The sequence below is a fragment of the Streptomyces olivochromogenes genome (assembly GCF_001514115.1).
GTDB classification, from domain to species: Bacteria; Actinomycetota; Actinomycetes; order Streptomycetales; family Streptomycetaceae; genus Streptomyces; species Streptomyces olivochromogenes.
This window is the reverse complement of the sequence record NZ_KQ948452.1, coordinates 587,087-605,318: the sequence shown is the minus strand read 5'-3', so window position 1 is coordinate 605,318 and position 18,232 is coordinate 587,087. Positions and strand designations below refer to the sequence as shown.

Below are 18,232 nucleotides of genomic sequence, written 5' to 3'. Positions count from 1 at the left end.
GTCAACACGCTTCAATGCGTGGGAACTCGGGGTCGTGGACAGCGACAGGCGCGTGTGAACAAGCCCCGCGCGCCGGCCGGGCGCCCCCGACGACCCACGTCCAACGGTCTGACCAGCCGTTGTGAACATTCACAGAAAGGCCCCTGCATGCGGTACGGCACACAGCACGCGGACGTCGCCATCGCGGAACTGGAGACGGCCCTGGCGGGAGGCCCCTTCCATGTCGCGCTGCGCGCCGCGATCGCCGCACGCGGCCTGCCCCTGCAGCGCGTACAGCACCACCTGTCTCGGTACGGGGTCAAAGTCGGGGTCACGAGCCTGAGTTACTGGCAGCAGGGCGCCCGGCGCCCACAGCGCCCCGAGTCGCTGCGCGCCGTACGCGCCCTGGAGGAGATCCTCCAGCTCCCGGACGAGTCACTGATCCGGCTGCTGGCCAAGGCCGACCAGCGCTGCGACCCCCAGCGCCCCACCGGCCGCTCGTACCGCTCCCTGGTGGAGGCCTCCGGTGTCCTGGAGCGGCTCCTGGCCGAGCTGGAGTCGCCGCTCGACGGCGGGCTGCACACCCTCGGCCACCACGAACTCGTCCGGATAGGCACGCACCGCGAGCTGCTCGCGCGCGAGTCCCACCACATCGTGCGGGCCTACAAGGACGGCGTGGACCGCTATGTGGCCGTCCACCACGGTGACCCTGGTTGCGCCCCGGAGCGCACGGCGGTCCGAGCCCTGGAAAACTGCCGCACGGGACGGGTGCGCTGGCACCACGACACCGGGGTGCTGGTCGCCGAGCTGCTCTTCGACACGCGGCTGCGCGCAGGAGATACGTTCCTCTTCCGCTACGGCTTCGAGGACGGCACGGCCGGTGCGTCCAGCGAGTACGTACGCGGGTTCGGCTTCGCGGGCGGGCAGTACGCCCTCCAGGTGCGGTTCGCCGAGGATGCGCTGCCCGTGCGCTGCCACCGGTTCACCCAGCACTCCGCGGCGGCGCCGCGCAGCGGCCGCCAGGAGCTTTCCCTCAGCGGGCGCCATCGCTCGGTGCATCTCGTCGAGCCGCGGGTACGGTCGGGCATCGTGGGCATCGGTTGGGACTGGGAGTGACCCGGCCGGCCGGGGACGCGGGCGTCGCCGCACTCCCGGTCAGGGACCCGCGACGATCCTGCCGCCCTTGGCCCGCACGGACAGCTCCTTCAGCGCCACGGTGGCGGGGGCCTGCAGCACCTCGCCCGTCGCCGCATCGAATTCGCTGCCGTGGCACGGGCAGATCAGCGTCGTGCCCTGAAGCTTGTTGATGGCGCACCCGGCGTGCGTGCAGATCGTGCTGAACGCCTTCAGGGAGCCGTCCTCGGCACGGCTGACCACGACGTTCTCTTCCCGGTACAGCGTGGCGCCGCCCTTGGCGACCTCGCTCTCCGCGCCAAGCTCGACCGGCGCGGTCGGCGCCCCCGGCGTCCCGCCCCCGCCGCCGCCGGAGCAGGCGCTGAGAGCGATCCCGGCGACCGGGGCGAGCGCCGCTCCTCGCAGGACGGTACGGCGGGCAGGCATGGCGTCTCCACGGGTCGGGGCCGGGTGTGGTGTGTGCCGACGATACCGGTAGGGATCATTCCGCCCCGAAGGGGTCCGCACAGGTGCGACCCGAAGGGGCCTCATAGGTGCGGCCCGAGGGGTCCTCGTAGGGGCGGCCCGAGGGGTCCTCGTAGGTGCGGCCCCGACGGTGCCCTCAAGGTGCGGGTCACAGGACGTAAACGTTTGCGCAAGCGTTTACGTCCACCGTCGAATGCGATACGTTCCCGCCGGAGCAGGCCGAGAGTTCGGGGAAGGCCCCAGTGGGGCGCCCGGGGAGAGGCGAGGCAGGGCGATGGCAACCATGGTCGACGTGGCGGCTCACGCGGGAGTGTCCGTGGCGACCGTCTCCCATGTGCTCAACGACACGCGCCCCGTGCTGCCCCACACCCGTCAGGCCGTCCTGGACGCCATCGACGTGCTCGGCTACACGCCCAACACCCTGGCCCGTTCGCTGGTCACCGCACGCACCCGGTCCATCGGCCTCGCGGTGTCGGCGATCAGCAACCCGTACTTCACGGAGATCCTCCAGGGCGTCGAGGCGGGGGCCCTGGAGCACGGATACGGGCTGCTTCTCGCCGATCCGCACGACGATCCCCAGCACGAGCGGAAGGTCGTCCAGCTGCTGCACGAGCGACGCGTCGACGGTCTGATCGTCGCGCCCTCCGCCGATCCGGACGCGCTCCTGCGCTACCTCGGGCAGCACAACGTGCCGACCGTCTTCCTGGACCGCCTGGTCAAGGCCCCGGCCGACCACCCCTTCCGCTTCGACCAGGTCTGCGCCGAGAACGCCGAGCCGATGGCACGGCTGGTCGGGCATCTCGCCGAACGGGGTCACCGGCGCATCGGGCTCGTCGCGGGCCTGCCCGGGTTCAGCACCACGAACGAGCGGATCTCCGGCTACCGCCACGGCCTCGCGGGCGCCGGACTCCCCTACGACGAACGGCTCGTGGCGCACGGCGACTCCGAGGCGGCGGCCGCCGAACGAGCCACCGACGCGCTGCTGTCCCTGGCGGCGCCCCCGACCGCGCTGGTCACCGGAAACAACGCGATGACCATCGGGGCCCTGCGCGCCCTGCGCGAACGCGGTCTGTCCGTGCCGGACGACCTGGCGCTGTGCTGCTTCGACGACTTCGCCTGGGCGGATCTGTTCGCACCCCGGCTGACCGCGATCTCCCAGCCCAGCAAGGAGATCGGCGCGCAGGCCGTCCGGCTGCTCCTGGAACGGCTCGCCTCGCCGGACCACCCGGCCCGCACCGTGCGGCTCCCCTGCGCCTTCGTCCACCGCACCTCGTGCGGCTGCGCCGAGCCGCCCGGGACATCCGGGGCCTCCCACACCGACCTGAGTCAGAAGAGTCCCGCGAAAGGAACCCTGTCGTGATCGTCGTCGCCGGTGAGGCCCTGATCGACCTGGTACCGCAGGGCGCGGGCGCGCTCGTAGGCCTGCGGCCCGCGCGCGGCGGCGGCCCCTACAACACGGCCGTGGCGCTGGGCCGCCTCGGCTCCCCCACCGCCTTCTGCTCCCGGGTCTCGTACGACGCCTTCGGCGAGGCGCTCCTCGGCGGGCTGCGCGAGGCCGGCGTCGACGTGTCCTCGGTGCAGCGCGGGACGGAGCCGACGACTCTCGCGGTCGCCTCCATCGACGCGGACGGATCGGCGGCGTACTCCTTCTACGTCGAGGGCACGGCCGACCGCCTGTTCGCCGCGCCGGAGCGCCTCCCGGACGCCACCCGGGCGGTGTCCTTCGGGACCTGCTCACTGGTCCTGGAGCCGGGCGCGAGCGCCTACGAGGAGCTGATGCGGGCCGCCGCCGCGCGCGGTGTGTTCACCACGCTCGACCCGAACATCCGGTCCGTGCTCATCCCCGACGCGGACGCCTATCGGGCCCGCTTCAAGAGCTGGCTGCCGTCGGTGTCGCTCCTCAAGCTCTCCGAGGAGGACGCGCTGTGGCTGGGCGGCACCCCGCGCGAATGGCTGGCGTCCGGTCCCGCGGCCGTCGTGATCACCCAGGGCGGCGACGGCCTGACGGTGTTCACCCAGGACGGCTCCGTCCACTCCGTGCCCGGTGAGCCGGTCGAGGTCGTGGACACCATCGGCGCCGGAGACACGGTGAACGCGGCCCTGCTGCACGGCCTGGCCGCGCGAGACGCGCTGTCCCCGGCGGCGCTGGCCGAGCTGGGCCCCGACGGCTGGAGCGAGCTGCTGCGGTTCGCGGCCCGCACGGCGGCGATCACCTGCTCACGAGCGGGCGCGGAGCCCCCGTTCGCCGCGGAACTCGACGCCCCCTGAGGCAGCCGGATCCTCTGAGACCGATGTGGTCCAAGGGCGGCCGACTGTGCAACGGGCGGTGCCCCATGGGGAGTTTCCATGGGGCACCGTGTTCTTCGTGATGTGTCGGGCCCGGCCCGTCCGGCCGGATCAGGCCTTGCGTGCCCGCGTGGTCTTCTTCGCGGGGGTCGCCTTCTTCGTGGCCGTCGTGCTGGTGGCCGCGGCGGCCTTCTTCGTGGCCGTGTTGTTCACGGCCTTCGTGGTCGTGTTGTTCACGGCCTTCGTCGTCGTCTTCCTGGCCGTCGACTTGGCCGCGACCGCCTTCTTGGCCGCCGCCTTGCGGGGAGCCGGTACGGAGGCGGCGTCGCTGATCCGGTCGGCACCCAGGACCTCGCGCAGGAACTTGCCGGTGTGACTGGCCGGAACCCCGGCGACCTGCTCGGGCGTGCCCTCGGCGACCACGAGACCACCGCCGTTGCCGCCCTCCGGGCCCATGTCGACGACCCAGTCGGCGGTCTTGATGACGTCGAGGTTGTGCTCGATGACGATGACCGTGTTGCCCTTGTCGACAAGACCGGAGAGCACCGTGATCAGCTTGCTGATGTCCTCGAAGTGCAGACCGGTGGTCGGCTCGTCCAGCACGTACACCGTGCGGCCCGTGGAACGCTTCTGCAGCTCGCTGGCGAGCTTGACGCGCTGGGCCTCGCCGCCGGACAGCGTCGGCGCAGACTGGCCGAGCCGTACGTAACCGAGACCGACGTCGTTGAGCGTGCGCAGGTGGCGGGCGATCGCGGGGACGGCCTCGAAGAAGCCGAGGGCCTCCTCGATCGGCATGTCGAGGACCTCGGAGATGGACTTGCCCTTGTAGTGGACCTCCAGGGTCTCCCGGTTGTAGCGCGCCCCGTGGCAGACCTCGCAGGGGACGTACACGTCCGGCAGGAAGTTCATCTCGATCTTGATGGTGCCGTCGCCCGAGCAGTTCTCGCAGCGGCCGCCCTTGACGTTGAAGGAGAAGCGGCCGGGCATGTAGCCCCGCACCTTCGCCTCGGTCGTCTCGGCGAACAGCTTGCGGACGTGGTCGAAGACTCCGGTGTACGTGGCCGGGTTCGAGCGCGGGGTGCGGCCGATGGGCGACTGGTCGACGTGCACGACCTTGTCGACGAGGTCGTCGCCGTCCACACGCGTGTGCCGCCCGGGAACGCTCCGGGCGCCGTTGAGCTCGCGCGCCAGGTGCGTGTACAGGATGTCGTTGACCAGCGTCGACTTGCCGGAACCCGAGACACCCGTGACCGCCGTGAGCACGCCCAGCGGGAAGGACACGTCGATGTCCTGGAGGTTGTTCTCACGGGCGCCGTGCACGGTGAGCCTGCGGCCCGGGTCGGCGGGGCGGCGGACGTCCGGAAGCGGGATCTCCCTCTTGCCCGACAGGTACTGGCCGGTCATCGACTCGGGGTTGGCGAGCAGTCCCTTCAAGGGGCCGCTGTGCACGACCTTGCCGCCGTGCTCACCCGCGCCGGGGCCGATGTCGACGACCCAGTCGGCGACCTTGATGGTGTCCTCGTCGTGCTCGACGACGATGAGCGTGTTGCCCATGTCGCGCAGCCGGACCAGGGTCTCGATCAGCCGGTGGTTGTCGCGCTGGTGCAGGCCGATGGACGGCTCGTCGAGGACGTACAGGACGCCGACGAGGCCGGAGCCGATCTGGGTGGCCAGGCGGATGCGCTGGGCCTCGCCGCCGGAGAGTGTGCCGGCCGCGCGGTTGAGCGACAGGTAGTCGAGGCCGACGTCGACCAGGAAGCGCAGCCGTTCGTTGACCTCCTTCAGGACGCGCTCGGCGATCTTCTTGTCGCGCGCGTCGAGCTTCAGCTTGCCCAGGAAGTCCGCGCAGTCGCTGATCGACATCGCGGAGACCTCCGCGATCGACTTCTCCATGACGGTGACGGCGAGGATGAGCGGCTTGAGGCGGGTGCCCTCACAGGTGGGGCAGGGCACCTCGCGCATATAGCCCTCGAAGCGCTCGCGGCTGGCGTCGCTCTCGGACTCGCTGTGCCGCCGCTTGATGAAGGGGACGGCCCCTTCGAAGGGGGTGGTGTAGACACGCTCGCGCCCGTACCGGTTGCGGTAGCGCACCTCGATCTGCGTCTTGTGGCCGTAGAGCAGGGCCTTCTTGGCGCGCTGCGGGAGACCGGCGAAGGGGATGTCGGTCCGGAATCCCAACGCGTCGGCGAGGGCTCCGACGAGGCGCCCGAAGTAGTCCTTGGTGTGCCCGTGCGACCAGGGGTGGATGGCGCCCTCGTCGAGGGACTTGTCCTCGTCCGGGACGATCAGCTCGGGGTCGACCTCCATGCGCGTACCGATACCGGTGCACTCGGGGCAGGCGCCGAAGGGCGAGTTGAAGGAGAAGGAGCGGGGCTCCAGCTCCTCGAACGACAGGTCGTCGTACGGGCAGTACAGGTGCTCCGAGTACATGCGCTCGCGCTCGGGGTCGTCCTCGGGGAGGTCGACGAAGTCGAGCACGACCATGCCGCCGGAGAGCCCGAGGGCGGTCTCCACGGAGTCGGTGAGGCGGCGCTTGGCGGAGTCCTTCACCGTGAGGCGGTCGACGACCACCTCGATGGTGTGCTTCTCCTGCTTCTTCAGCGTGGGCGGCTCGGTGAGCTGGATCGTCTGACCGTCGACCCTCGCCCGGCTGTACCCCTTGGTCTGGAGATCGGCGAAGAGGTCGACGAACTCGCCCTTGCGCTCGCGCACCAGCGGCGAAAGGACCTGGAAGCGGCTTCCCTCGGGCAGCTCCAGAACCCTGTCGACGATGGCCTGCGGCGACTGGCGCGTGATGGGGCGGCCGCACTCGGGACAGTGCGGCTTGCCGATGCGCGCGAAGAGCAGACGCAGGTAGTCGTAGACCTCGGTGATGGTGCCGACCGTCGAGCGCGGGTTGCGCGAGGTCGACTTCTGGTCGATGGAGACCGCCGGGGAGAGGCCTTCGATGAAGTCGACGTCCGGCTTGTCCATCTGGCCGAGGAACTGCCGGGCGTACGAGGACAGTGACTCCACGTAACGCCGCTGCCCCTCGGCGAAGATCGTGTCGAAGGCCAGCGAGGACTTGCCCGACCCCGACAGGCCCGTGAAGACGATGAGCGAGTCGCGCGGGAGGTCGAGCGAGACATTCTTCAGATTGTGCTCGCGCGCTCCACGGACGATGAGACGGTCGGCCACGCCGGTCCGCACCTTTCTTGAGAGAAGTGACAGGGGCCGAGGCCCCCGTCTTTCCCAGACTAGGGGGAGCCACTGACAGCGCCGGTTGCTTTCCCTGGTTCACAACAATCCCGGACCATCCAGCATGCCCGACGCCGCACTCGAGGGTATAGCACGTGCATTCGATTTGCGGGCGTGGCCGACCACCTTCACCCGAACGTGTGGCGGGGCTAGGGTCGGCCGCATGATGGATCATGTGCGCGACCTGGCGTCTGTACGTGACGCGACCGAACGGCTGCTCAACGCAGCCGCCAAAATGGACAACGCTTCCGCGGCCGAGCCGTCACGGCTGCCCGGCTGGAGCCGCGGCCATGTGCTCGCCCACCTCTCCCGTAACGCGGACGCGCTCGTGAACGTCCTCGACGGGCGCCCCATGTACGTCTCCGGGGAAGCCCGGGACGCCGACATCGAGCGGGACGCGCCGCGCCCCCTGGACGGACAGCTCGCGGACCTGCGGGAGAGCGCGGCCCGGTTCCAGACCGCGGGGGCGGCGCCCGCGGACTGGTCGCGCACGGTGGAGCTGCGGGGCGGGGTCACGGACTCCGCGGCCCGGGTGCCGTTCCGGCGCTGGGGCGAGGTCGAGCTGCACCACGTGGACCTGGGGATCGGGTACGAGCTCGAGGATCTCCCGGAGGAGTTCGTGGAACGGGAGATCGAGTTCCTCACCGATCGGTTCACGGGGCACCCCGAGGTGCCGTCCACACGGATCACCGACGGCACACGCGCGTGGAGCACGGGACGCGATGCCGGCGGCGGACCCGAGGTCACCGTGACCGGTCCCGCACCGGCGCTGCTCGGCTGGCTCTGCGGACGGCGCGACGGCTTGGGGCTGAGCGTCGATGGCGGCCCACTCCCCGCGCTCCCCCCGCTATAGGCTGCCGTCATGACGTACAGCGGAGCGGTGAAGGTCGGCGGACCTGCCGATGTGCACGAGCTGCAGAACCTGATGATCTCCAAGGTCGCGGTCGGCCCGATGGACAACAACGCCTATGTGCTGCGCTGCCGGGCCACCGACGAGCAACTGCTGATCGACGCGGCCAACGACGCCGGCACCCTGCTCACGCTGATCGGTGACGACGGCATCGCGTCCGTCGTCACCACACATCAGCACGGCGACCACTGGCAGGCGCTCGCGGAGGTCGTGGCGGCCACCGGCGCCCGCACGTACGCGGGCCGGGACGACGCCGAGGGCATCCCCGTGCCGACCGACGTCCTCGTGGGCGACGGCGACACGATCCGGGTGGGGCGCGTGGAACTCACCGCGCGCCACCTCGTGGGGCACACACCGGGCTCGATCGCCCTCGTCTACGACGACCCGCACGGGCACCCGCACGTGTTCACCGGGGACTGCCTCTTCCCCGGCGGTGTGGGCAACACCCGCAAGGACCCGAAGGCGTTCGCCAGCCTCATCCACGACGTCGAGACGAAGATCTTCGACGCACTGCCGGACGAGACCTGGGTCTACCCGGGGCACGGCAACGACACGACACTGGGCGCCGAGCGGCCGCACCTTCCGGAGTGGCACGCGCGCGGCTGGTGACTCCGGGTCGCATGACGAACGAACCCCGACCGGTCCGGGTCGTATGACGAACCCCGGCCGGTCCGGGCCATCTCAGCAACCCCGGCCGGGGGCGTGAAGTCCGCGAACACGCGCCTCGTGTGAATGGAGCGCACGCACCGGTGCCCTGCGCGCGCTCCCGGCGCGTGCGGTGGTGCAGTCCACTGGAAGCAGCCCCGCTCAGGTCGACGGCTCCTGACGCGAAACGGGCCGCCGGCCCATTGATCCCCGCCCTCGGCCGGCGGCCCCGGCAAAGCCGTCGGCAGGCTGATCCGCGGCTCTTCTCATCGAGCGTTCACGGAACCGCAACACACGTTCCCACTATGCGGACATTTGCCGTTGTGACCTCGACAAACGGCATGCCTCGCTGTCACTCTCCCGCCATGCATCTCGCCCAACGCACCCTGCGCCGCACCGCGTCCGCCGCCACCGTCGCCCTGCTTGCCGTCGCCGTGGGCTGTGCCCCGCAGCCGGAGGACAAAGCCTCCGCCAAGGCCTCCGGGACAACCGGGGAAGCCTGCGCGAAGGGCGCGTTGGGCACCCGGACGTCCGGCAAGCTCACCATCGCGACCGACGAGCCCGCGTACGAGCCGTGGTTCAAGGACGACAAGCCCGCGAATGGCAAGGGCTTCGAGTCCGCGGTCACGTACGCCGTGGCCAAGCAGCTCGGCTACGGCAAGAGCGACGTCGTCTGGCAGACCGTCCCCTTCAACAAGGCCTTCGCGCCCGGCGTGAAGACCTTCGACTTCGACATCAACCAGGTGTCGATCAGCGCCGAGCGCAAGAAGGCGGTGGACTTCTCGTCCGGCTACTACGACGTCCGCCAGGCCGTCATCGCGCTCAAGGGCTCCAAGGCCGCGAAGGCGAAGAGCATCGCGGACCTCAAGGGCGTCAAGCTGGGCGCCCAGGTCGGCACCACCAGCCTGAACTACATCGACGACGTGGTGAAGCCGACCCAGCAGCCGGCCGCGTACGCGAAGAACGACCAGGCCAAGTCCGCGCTGAAGAACGGCCAGGTCGACGCCATCGTGGTCGACCTGCCGACCGCGTTCTACATCACGGCGGCCGAGGTGACCGACGCCAAGATCGTCGGACAGTTCGAGAACACCGGCGGCACGCCCGAACAGTTCGGACTCGTCCTCGACAAGGGCAGCGCCCTGACTCCGTGCGTGACGAAGGCCGTGGACGCCCTGCGCCAGGACGGCACGCTCGCCTCGATCGAGAAGCAGTGGCTGTCCGAGGCCGTCGACGCTCCGGTGCTCAAGTGACCGTCACCAAGGAGGAGTCGCAAGAGGAGCCTGGAGAGGAGCCTGGAGCGGACTCCGGCGAGGGCGACATGCCCGAGGCGTACGTCCCGTCGCAGCGGCGGATCGAACGGGAGCGCCACAAGCGCGCCCGCGCCCGCCGCGCGACGGCGATCGCCGCGCTCTCCACCCTGGTCACCGGCGTCGTCCTGTACCTCGTCGTCGTCAACGCGCCCGGCTGGTCGCGTACCAAGGAGACGTTCTTCAACGGGCAGTACGCGCGCGAGGCGTTCCCCAAGGTCCTCGAAGGGCTGTGGCTGAACGTACGGCTGCTCCTGATATGCGGCGCCGCGGTCCTCGTCCTGGGCATGCTGATCGCCATCGCCCGCACCCTGCGCGGCCCGGTGTTCTTCCCCGTACGGGCCCTGGCCGCCGCGTACACGGACTTCTTCCGCGGCCTCCCGCTCATCATCAACCTGATGATCGTGGTCCTGGGCGTCCCCGCGCTGCGGCTGCAGGGCGTCACCGTGGACCCGGTCCTCCTGGGCGGTACGGCGCTGACGCTGACGTACTCGGCGTACGTCGCCGAGGTGTTCCGCGCCGGCATCGAGTCCATCCACCCCTCGCAGCGCGCCGCGGCCCGCTCGCTCGGGCTCACCAACCGGCAGGCCCTGCGCTACGTCGTCCTCCCCCAGGCGGTACGCCGCCAGGTGCCGCCGCTCCTCAACGACCTGGTGTCCCTCCAGAAGGACACCGGACTCGTGTCGATCGGCGGCGCGGTCGACGCGGTGCGGGCCGCCGACATCATCGTGGGCCGCAGCCTCAACTACACGCCGTACATCGTCGCGGGACTGGTCTTCGTCGCGCTGACCATTCCGATGACCCGCTTCACGGACTGGATCACGGCCCGGATGGACCGTCAGCGGGCCCAGGGAGGGACCATATGACCGGCACACCGGTGCTGCGGATGGAATCCGTCCGCAAGACCTTCGGCGACTCCGTCGTACTGCGGGACGTCGACCTGGAGGTCGCCCCGCACACGGTGACCGCGCTGATCGGCGCCTCCGGCTCCGGCAAGTCGACCCTGCTGCGCTGTGCGAACCTCCTCGAGGAGATCGACGACGGCGCGATCTGGCTGGACGACGAGGAGATCACCGACCCGAGGGCCGACCACGACGCCGTACGCCGTCGGATCGGCGTGGTCTTCCAGGCGTACAACCTCTTCCCGCACATGACCGTGCTGGAGAACATCACGCTCGCCCCGCGCCGCGTGCACGGCGTGGGCCGCGCGGAGGCCGAGGCACACGCGCGTGAGCTGCTCGACCGGCTCGGGCTCGGCGCGAAGGCGGGCGAGTACCCCGACCGGCTGAGCGGCGGGCAGCAGCAACGGGCCGCGATCGTCCGCGCGTTGGCCGTACGTCCCCGACTGCTGCTCCTCGACGAGATCACCGCCGCCCTCGACCCGGAGCTCGTGGGTGAGGTCCTGTCCGTCGTCCGGGACCTGAAGGACGAGGGCATGACCATGGTGCTGGCCACGCACGAGATGGGCTTCGCCCGCGAGGTCGCCGACCAGGTGTGCTTCCTGGACGGCGGTGTGGTCCTCGAACGCGGCACGGCCGAGGAGCTCTTCGGGAGCCCGCGACAGGAGCGCACCCAGCGGTTCCTGCGCCGGATCGTGGAGGCGGGGCGGCTCTGAGTCAGGCTTGCGCCTGCCCCGTCCCCGCCAGCGCCGCCACCCGCTCCACCGCGAACGCGTACCCCTGCACCCCGCACCCCGCGATGACCCCGTCGGCCCGCTGCGAGACGTACGAGTGGTGCCGGAACGCCTCGCGCTGGTGGATGTTGGAGATGTGGACCTCCACCACCGGAAGGCCGTCACAGGCGTTCAGCGCGTCCAGGATCGCGACGGAGGTGTGCGAGTACGCGGCGGGGTTGATCACGATTCCGGCGTGGTTCAGGCGCGCCTCGTGGATCCAGTCCACCAGCTCGCCCTCGTGGTTGGACTGGCGGAAGTCCACCGTGCCGCCGTGCGCGGCGGCCGCCTTGGCACACAGGGCCGCCACGTCCGCGAGCGTGTCCGAGCCGTAGATCTCCGGCTGCCGCTGCCCGAGGAGGTTCAGATTGGGCCCGTTGAGGATCATGATCGGGGCGTTGGCGAGGGTGCGGGGCACGGTTCCTCCGGTCCTTCCAGATCTGCCGGCCCGTTGCGGACCGCTGCTCGGACCCGGTCTATCACGCTGGGGCGCGGTGGTGACGGGCCGTCCAATCCGTGATGAGACCCGCCGTTCCAAGAGGAGGCCCGCTCCGAGCAGTACGAGGTCGGTCTGCTCCGGCGCATCGGGATCAGCCTCCGACGCGCACCATGCTCCCGCGCGCCCCCGTAACCGTCCGTCACCGTGGGTAGTTGACGCGGCATGCACGATGTACACACCGTAAGGGCGCCCTCCATGCTCCGGCTCGCGGCCGCCTCGCTCGCCGGAACGGCCATCGAGTTCTACGACTTCTTCGTCTACGGGACCGCAGCCGCCCTGGTCCTGGGACCGTTGTTCTTCCCGACCTTCTCACCGCTGGCGGGAACGCTGGCGGCCTTCGCGACGTTCGGCGTCGGGTTCGTCGCACGCCCGCTCGGCTCGATGCTGTTCGGGCACATCGGCGACCGGCGCGGACGGCGGCCGGTGCTCGTCGCCTCGCTGTTGCTGACCGGCACCGCGACCGTCGCGGTCGGATGCGTGCCGACGTACGACTCGATCGGTACGGCCGCTCCCGTGCTCCTTCTTGTACTGCGTTTCCTTCAGGGGCTCGGGCTCGGCGGGGAGTGGGGCGGGGCGGTGCTGCTGACCGCGGAGCACGCGCCCGCCGAGCGGCGCGCACTGTGGTCGAGCTTTCCGCAGATCGGCCCCTCCGTGGGGTTCGTGCTGGCCAACGGCCTGATGCTGATGCTGTCGACAACGCTGTCCGACGCGCAGTTCGCGGCATGGGGGTGGCGGGTGCCGTTCTGGGCCGCGGGCCTGCTCGCCGCCGCGGGGCTGTGGCTGCGCAGTTCGCTCGCGGAGAGCCCCAGCTTCCTCGAAATGGAGGACCACGCGCGTGTGCCGCTCGCCGAGGTGGTGCGCGACCACTGGCGGCTCGTCCTGCTGACGGCCGGTGGACTCGCGGTCGGCTACGCCGTGTTCTACGCCGTGACGACCTGGGCGCTCGCGTACGGCGTCGAGCGGCTCGGGGTGAGCCGTACCGTCATGCTGTCCTGCATCATGGCGGCCGTGGTGGTGCAGGGCTCCCTCACGCCCGTGGTGGCCCTTCTCGGCGACCGCTACGGACGGCGGCCGCTGTGTCTGGCGGGGTGTACGGCCTCGGCACTGTGGATGTTCCCGATGATCGCGCTGCTGTCGACCGGCGAACCCCTGTTGATGTTCCTGGGCTTCCTGGTGGCGCTGCTCGCGTTCATCACGACGTTCGCCGTGATCTCCGCGTATCTGCCGGAGTTGTACGAGCCTCGGGTGCGCTGCACGGGAGCAGCGGTGGGCTACAACCTGGGCGGGGTCCTGGGCGGCGCGCTCACGCCCATCGTGGCGACGGCGGTGGCCGAGGGAGAGCGGGTGCCCTGGGGCGTGGCGGCGTATCTGACGGGGATCGCCCTGTTCAGCCTCGGGTGTTTCGCACTGCTGCCGGAGACCCGGCCGGTGCCCCGGATGGCCGTCGCCCCGGCCACGGAGTGAGCAGCGGCTCCTCCGGCTCAGCGTCGCCCCCACCGGCTCAGCGTCGCCTCCAACGGCTGAGCGTCGGCTAGGGAGTGACCGCCAGCTCCAAGTACGCCGCGAACACCACCAGATGGACGCCTCCCTGGAGGGGGGTCGCGCGTCCGGGTACGACCGTCAGGGAACTCACGACCACCGTGAGCGCGAGCAGCACCATATGGGTGGAACTGAGGCCGAGTACGAGCGGTCCGGAGAGCCAGACGGACGCCAGGGCGACCGCGGGAATCGTCAGACCGATGCTGGCCATCGCGGAGCCGAGGGCGAGGTTCAGACTGGTCTGCACCCGGTCGCGGCGGGCCGACCGGACCGCGGCGATGGTCTCCGGCAGCAGTACGAGCAGCGCGATGATCACACCGACCACGGACTGCGGCATACCGGCCGCCTCGACGCCTGACTCGATGGTGGGCGACACGCCCTTGGCCAGGCCGACCACTCCGACGAGGGCCAGGGCGAGCAGGCCCAGGCTGATCCTGGTGGCACCGGCGGACGGGGCGTTCGCGTGTTCGTCCACATCGATCACCTCGCCCAGACGGGTGATCGGGAGGAAGTAGTCGCGGTGCCGCACGGTCTGGGTCGTCACGAACAGGCCGTACAGGACGAGTGAGGCGAGCGCGGCGAAGGTGAGCTGGGCCGTGGAGAACTCCGGGCCCGGCCTGCTGGTGGTGAAGGTCGGGAAGACCAGGCTGAGCGTGGCCAGCGTCGCGACGGTCGCCAGGGCGGCGCCGGTGCCCTCCGCGTTGAAGACGGCGAGCCCGTGACGCAGGGAGGCGACGAGCAGACACAGCCCCACGATGCCGTTGCATGTGATCATCACGGCCGCGAACACCGTGTCACGGGCGAGCGTCGAGCTCTTCGCGCCGCCGTCCGCCATCAGGGTGACGATGAGCGCCACTTCGATGATCGTGACCGCGATGGCCAGGACGAGGGAACCGAAGGGTTCGCCGACCCGGTGCGCCACCACCTCGGCGTGGTGGACCGCGGCCAGCACCGCCCCGGCCAGGACCAGGGTCACCAGTGCGACGATCGCGCCGGGCAGGTCGCGCCCCCAGGTGAAGGCCAGCAGGACCACCGCGACCACGGGCACGACGGCCGTCCACTGCGTCAGGAGTGACCGGAGCCGAACGATCATGCAGCGATCGTCGCAGGCGCGGGCGGGCCCCGCATTCCGATGGTCGCCCGAGCCAACACGTGGCGGAATGCGCGGCCCTGCACCCGCACACCCCGCCACGAGGCGGCTGTTGCCGCCTCCGACGTGATCAGACGTCGATGCTGTTCGTCGGGGACTTCTCCGACGTCGGCGCCTTCGAAGCACCCTCGGACGCTTCCAGCGCCGCCTGCTTCTTGGAGGCGATCAGGCTGGTGATCGTCGTGACGACCAGAACCGCGCAGATCACCCCGAGCGAGACCGGGATGGAGATCTCGGGAACGTGGACGCCGGACTCGTGCAGTGCGTGCAGCACCAGCTTGACGCCGATGAAGCCGAGGATGACGGACAGGCCGTAGCTGAGGTGGACCAGCTTCCTGAGCAGGCCGCCGATGAGGAAGTACAGCTGGCGCAGACCCATCAGCGCGAACGCGTTGGCCGTGAAGACGATGTACGGGTCCTGGGTCAGGCCGAAGATCGCGGGGATCGAGTCGAGCGCGAAGAGTACGTCCGTGGTGCCGATCGCGAGCATCACGACCAGCATCGGCGTCATGACGCGCTTGCCGTTCTGCTGGATCCACAGCTTCGTGCCGTGATATCGGTCCGCGACACCGAAGCGCTTCTCGGCGGCCTTGAGCAGCTTGTTCTCCTCGAACTCCTCCTCCGGTTCGTCGGCCCGCGCCTCCTGGATCAGCTTCCAGGCCGTGTAGATGAGGAACGCGCCGAATATGTAGAAGACCCAGGCGAAGTTGGAGATGATCGCGGCGCCCGCGGCGATGAAGATCGTGCGCAGGACGAGCGCTATGAGGACGCCGACGAGAAGGACCCGCTGCTGGTACTGCGTCGGCACGGCGAACTTCGCCATGATCAGGACGAAGACGAAGAGGTTGTCGACGCTCAGCGACTTCTCTGTGATGAAGCCGGCGAAGAACTCGCCGACGGGCTGGCCGCCGGAGAACACGAGTAGTCCCAGGCCGAACAGTCCGGCCAGAGCGATCCAGACGATCGTCCAGATCCCGGCTTCCTTGATCGATACGTCGTGCGGCTTGCGACCGATGAAGAAGTCGACCGCGATGAGGGCGGCGAGGCCCACGATCGTGAGGACCCAAAGGGTCACGGAAACATTCACTGCGCCTCCGGCAGTCGTAACGGCAAATACCAGCGTCGTCGCTGCCGGAGGTCTCTTCCACCCGCGACCGAGGGGACACGTGAGGCGTCCGCGGTCCACGGGCCGACGCCCCGGGATCTGGTCAGATCCGTATTGACGGGAACGCCGCTACTGGTAGGGAGTACTCCCCTCCGTACGGAAAACAGTACCCGAAACACCAAGGAAAGGTAAAGCGATTAGTAAAAGAAAGACCAAACCTGCTGGTCGGACGGCTTTACCGATGCTTGGCAAAGTCCTCTGCGGGTCAGCGGTTCCATGACCGGCGGGCCGCCGCCACCTGGGAGAGCACCTGCTGGAGCACCTGACTGCCCGGCGGGACGAGCGCGGGTTCGTACGTCCAGGCGTGCCCCACCCACGGGTCGGCGAGATGGTCGTCGGGCACCGGGGTGAGTCGCAACAGCGAACGCCAGAGAGGATCGAGCAGCGGCCCGTAGGCGGCGGCGTCCTCCCGGTCCGCGACCATCATCAGATGGACGCCGACGGCCGGTCCCTCGTCCGCGAGATAGCGCAACTGCGTCACGGCTCGGTCGTCGAAGCCGTGCGGGAAGTCGTTGACGATCAGCAGTTGTTCGGCGGTGTCGAGGTCCGGCGGCAGCGAGTCGGCCACGCCGCCACGCACCGCCATCTGCACCAGGTCGACACGCTGGGTGAGCCGGGCCAGCACCTCGCCCACCCCCGCGGCCCCGGCGGCGGGCGGAGCGTCGAGGACTCCGGAACGCACCAGCGGCGCAAGACACGAGGCTCCCGAACCGGCCGGGTCGATCACATGCACCGTGAACTCACCCGCGGGATAGGCGGCGAGCAGCCGGGCGGCGTGCGCCACGGCCGTGTCCATGGCGAGTCGGCGCAGCTCGTCGGAGTCGGCGAGCGTGTCGTCGAGGCCGGCGCGTCCGCTGTCGATCCACAGGCCACGTTCGAGCGGAAGGCGGACCAGCATCGGGATGCCCAGGTTCTCGCTCTCGGGCAGCCGGAGGTCGCCGAGGCGCAGGGCCATGGGGATCTCCATGGGCACCCGGTAACGGTGCCAGACCGGGTTGTCCCAGGATGCGTACGCCGCGGGCAGCGCGGGCTCGACCACCTCGGCCTCGGCCGCGAGCTGGGCGAGGTCCCGGTCGAGCGCCGCGCGGGCCTGGTCGACCAGACCGGCGCGCTTGGCCTGGGCGGCCTCACGCGCGGCGTCGCCCTGCCCGCCGATCCGGCTGCGCGGGTCGGACAGGACCTTGTCGAGCTCCTGCTCCAGGCGCGAGTCGGCGAAGTCGACGGCGCTGCGATACGCGGCCGTGGTGCGCGCCAGGTCCTCGAACATGCCCCACACCTGGTTGTAGAGCCGCTCCTCCATGGACCAGCCGGTCGCGTCACCGGCGACGGGCTGCGCGGGCTGCCCCGGCGCGGCCGGTGGTGCGGTCGGCGGAGGCGGGGGCGGCGCGGCGGCCTGTCTGCCGGGGTGGCTGTAGTTGACCGGGCCGCCCGTGGGAGCGGACGGCTGGGTGACAGTGGAGGGGTCGGGTTGAGCGGGGCCTCCCGGGTAGCCCGACTGCGGCACCGTGGCTCCTTGCGGACCCGGCGCGTCGTACGGGGACTGCGGCGGTACGGTCCCGGGGGCGCCCTGCGGTCCGGCGTACGGCTGGTCCGGTCCCGGCGCCGAGGCGGCCGCCTGTCGTGAGCGGTCCGTGTCCGCCGAACGCGGCGGGGGTGCCGACACCGAGCGGGCCAGCCCCTGGGCCACCGCTTCGTTGATGCTGCCCGCGAGCTGCCGGGCCTCGGACAGGCCCTGGTCGGTGAGGAGTTCGGCGAGGCCGCCCGCGTACCCCTGGCCGACCGCGCGTACCTTCCAGACGCCCTGTCTGCGGTAGAGCTCCAGGGCGACGACGGCCGACTCCGTGTCCAGGCCGGTGATGGTGTAGCTGGCGACCTCGGAGCCGTCGAGGCCGGTGACGGCGACGAAGGGGGCGGCGACGGCCCCGAACCGGACAGGGCCACCGACACCGGTCGGCAGTGCGAGCAGCACGCTGACGCGGTGCACGGTCCCCGGCAGGGCGTCCAGGTCGAACGCGAGCCGGTGGTCGGCCGCCGCCTGCTTGGAGACCTCGAGTCCGGGCAGGGTCGGCGCGCCCGGGTGAGCCACCCATTCGACGCCCCGGACCCTGCCCTGCTCGTCGCTCAGCGTGGCCCCGGCCACGATCGGCCGGCCGGCCGATACGCGGACCTCAAGACGGGCCTGGGAGAGCGGGTGGTTCTGCCCCCGGACCAGCTCGGCCGTCATCGCCTTGTCCCCCCGTGTCG

15 protein-coding genes are annotated in these 18,232 nt (G+C 70.4%); 9 read left to right on the top strand and 6 right to left on the bottom strand.

Features of this window, described 5'->3' with window-relative positions; translation table 11 throughout:
- Positions 1–147 precede the first annotated feature (147 nt).
- Positions 148–1,095, top strand: a complete 948-nt coding sequence (locus tag AQJ27_RS08610) for a hypothetical protein (protein ID WP_067364133.1) — start codon at positions 148–150, stop codon at positions 1,093–1,095.
- 39 nt (positions 1,096–1,134) lie between these two features.
- Here AQJ27_RS08610 and AQJ27_RS08605 read toward each other — a convergent pair whose 3' ends face one another.
- Positions 1,135–1,539, bottom strand: coding sequence for a Rieske (2Fe-2S) protein (locus AQJ27_RS08605; RefSeq protein ID WP_067364130.1), 405 nt, complete (start codon positions 1,537–1,539; stop codon positions 1,135–1,137).
- A gap of 313 nt (positions 1,540–1,852) precedes the next feature.
- On the opposite strand from AQJ27_RS08605, the gene AQJ27_RS08600 reads away from it, so the two are divergent.
- Both AQJ27_RS08600 and AQJ27_RS08595 read left to right on the top strand, forming a co-directional pair.
- Entirely contained in the window at positions 1,853–2,938 is a 1,086-nt protein-coding gene (locus AQJ27_RS08600; protein ID WP_067364127.1) for a LacI family DNA-binding transcriptional regulator, read from the top strand.
- Positions 2,935–3,846 carry a carbohydrate kinase family protein gene (locus tag AQJ27_RS08595; RefSeq protein ID WP_067364124.1) on the top strand — a complete coding sequence of 304 codons (912 nt, stop codon included), beginning with the start codon at positions 2,935–2,937 and terminating at the stop codon, positions 3,844–3,846. Before AQJ27_RS08600 ends, AQJ27_RS08595 begins: the two co-directional genes overlap by 4 nt.
- A 129-nt stretch (positions 3,847–3,975) precedes the next feature.
- On the opposite strand, the gene uvrA is transcribed toward AQJ27_RS08595, so the two are convergent.
- Positions 3,976–7,041: an excinuclease ABC subunit UvrA gene (uvrA, locus tag AQJ27_RS08590; protein WP_067364121.1), complete on the bottom strand. Its 3,066-nt coding sequence runs from the start codon at positions 7,039–7,041 to the stop codon at positions 3,976–3,978.
- A 223-nt stretch (positions 7,042–7,264) separates the two neighbouring features.
- Between uvrA and AQJ27_RS08585 the strand changes: the two genes are divergently transcribed.
- From AQJ27_RS08585 to AQJ27_RS08565, 5 genes are all read left to right on the top strand, one after another.
- A complete protein-coding gene (locus AQJ27_RS08585; protein ID WP_067364118.1) occupies positions 7,265–7,954 on the top strand; it encodes a maleylpyruvate isomerase family mycothiol-dependent enzyme in 690 nt (229 codons plus the stop codon).
- Between the two features lie 9 nt (positions 7,955–7,963).
- Complete coding sequence (locus AQJ27_RS08580; protein ID WP_067364115.1) at positions 7,964–8,620, top strand: MBL fold metallo-hydrolase; 657 nt, start codon at positions 7,964–7,966, stop codon at positions 8,618–8,620.
- Positions 8,621–9,021: 401 nt separating this feature from the next.
- Entirely contained in the window at positions 9,022–9,906 is an 885-nt protein-coding gene (locus tag AQJ27_RS08575) for an ABC transporter substrate-binding protein (protein WP_067364112.1), read from the top strand.
- On the top strand, positions 9,903–10,829 hold the full coding sequence (locus tag AQJ27_RS08570) for an amino acid ABC transporter permease (protein ID WP_067364109.1): 927 nt from the start codon (positions 9,903–9,905) through the stop codon (positions 10,827–10,829). The genes AQJ27_RS08575 and AQJ27_RS08570 overlap by 4 nt, the downstream gene beginning before the upstream one ends.
- On the top strand, positions 10,826–11,578 hold the full coding sequence (locus AQJ27_RS08565) for an amino acid ABC transporter ATP-binding protein (RefSeq protein WP_067364105.1): 753 nt from the start codon (positions 10,826–10,828) through the stop codon (positions 11,576–11,578). Before AQJ27_RS08570 ends, AQJ27_RS08565 begins: the two co-directional genes overlap by 4 nt.
- 1 nt (position 11,579) lies before the next feature.
- Here the strand turns inward: AQJ27_RS08565 and aroQ are convergent, their stop codons facing one another.
- The gene (gene aroQ, locus AQJ27_RS08560; RefSeq protein WP_054235938.1) at positions 11,580–12,053 is read right to left on the bottom strand and encodes a type II 3-dehydroquinate dehydratase; all 474 of its coding nucleotides are present in this window, start codon (positions 12,051–12,053) and stop codon (positions 11,580–11,582) included.
- 243 nt (positions 12,054–12,296) lie between these two features.
- Here aroQ and AQJ27_RS08555 point away from each other — a divergent pair, with 243 nt between their 5' ends.
- Positions 12,297–13,598, top strand: a complete 1,302-nt coding sequence (locus AQJ27_RS08555; protein WP_201264284.1) for an MFS transporter — start codon at positions 12,297–12,299, stop codon at positions 13,596–13,598.
- A 67-nt stretch (positions 13,599–13,665) separates the two neighbouring features.
- Here AQJ27_RS08555 and AQJ27_RS08550 read toward each other — a convergent pair whose 3' ends face one another.
- The 3 genes from AQJ27_RS08550 to AQJ27_RS08540 form a co-directional block, all read right to left on the bottom strand.
- Positions 13,666–14,766, bottom strand: a complete 1,101-nt coding sequence (locus AQJ27_RS08550) for a calcium:cation antiporter (RefSeq protein WP_067364099.1) — start codon at positions 14,764–14,766, stop codon at positions 13,666–13,668.
- A 127-nt stretch (positions 14,767–14,893) separates the two neighbouring features.
- Positions 14,894–15,910 (bottom strand): TerC family protein, encoded by a 1,017-nt coding sequence (locus AQJ27_RS08545; RefSeq protein WP_096239791.1) that lies wholly within the window; start codon positions 15,908–15,910, stop codon positions 14,894–14,896.
- Positions 15,911–16,193: 283 nt separating this feature from the next.
- Positions 16,194–18,212, bottom strand: coding sequence for a TerD family protein (locus AQJ27_RS08540; RefSeq protein ID WP_067364095.1), 2,019 nt, complete (start codon positions 18,210–18,212; stop codon positions 16,194–16,196).
- Positions 18,213–18,232: the final 20 nt, after the last annotated feature.

Coding starts and splice junctions, on each gene's coding strand:
- AQJ27_RS08610 (WP_067364133.1), top strand. CDS start 148: ATGCGGTACGGCACACAGCACGCGGACGTCGCCATCGCGGAACTGGAG.
- AQJ27_RS08605 (WP_067364130.1), bottom strand. CDS start 1,539: ATGCCTGCCCGCCGTACCGTCCTGCGAGGAGCGGCGCTCGCCCCGGTC.
- AQJ27_RS08600 (WP_067364127.1), top strand. CDS start 1,853: ATGGCAACCATGGTCGACGTGGCGGCTCACGCGGGAGTGTCCGTGGCG.
- AQJ27_RS08585 (WP_067364118.1), top strand. CDS start 7,265: ATGATGGATCATGTGCGCGACCTGGCGTCTGTACGTGACGCGACCGAA.
- AQJ27_RS08580 (WP_067364115.1), top strand. CDS start 7,964: ATGACGTACAGCGGAGCGGTGAAGGTCGGCGGACCTGCCGATGTGCAC.
- AQJ27_RS08575 (WP_067364112.1), top strand. CDS start 9,022: ATGCATCTCGCCCAACGCACCCTGCGCCGCACCGCGTCCGCCGCCACC.
- AQJ27_RS08565 (WP_067364105.1), top strand. CDS start 10,826: ATGACCGGCACACCGGTGCTGCGGATGGAATCCGTCCGCAAGACCTTC.
- AQJ27_RS08555 (WP_201264284.1), top strand. CDS start 12,297: ATGCACGATGTACACACCGTAAGGGCGCCCTCCATGCTCCGGCTCGCG.
- AQJ27_RS08550 (WP_067364099.1), bottom strand. CDS start 14,766: ATGATCGTTCGGCTCCGGTCACTCCTGACGCAGTGGACGGCCGTCGTG.
- AQJ27_RS08540 (WP_067364095.1), bottom strand. CDS start 18,212: ATGACGGCCGAGCTGGTCCGGGGGCAGAACCACCCGCTCTCCCAGGCC.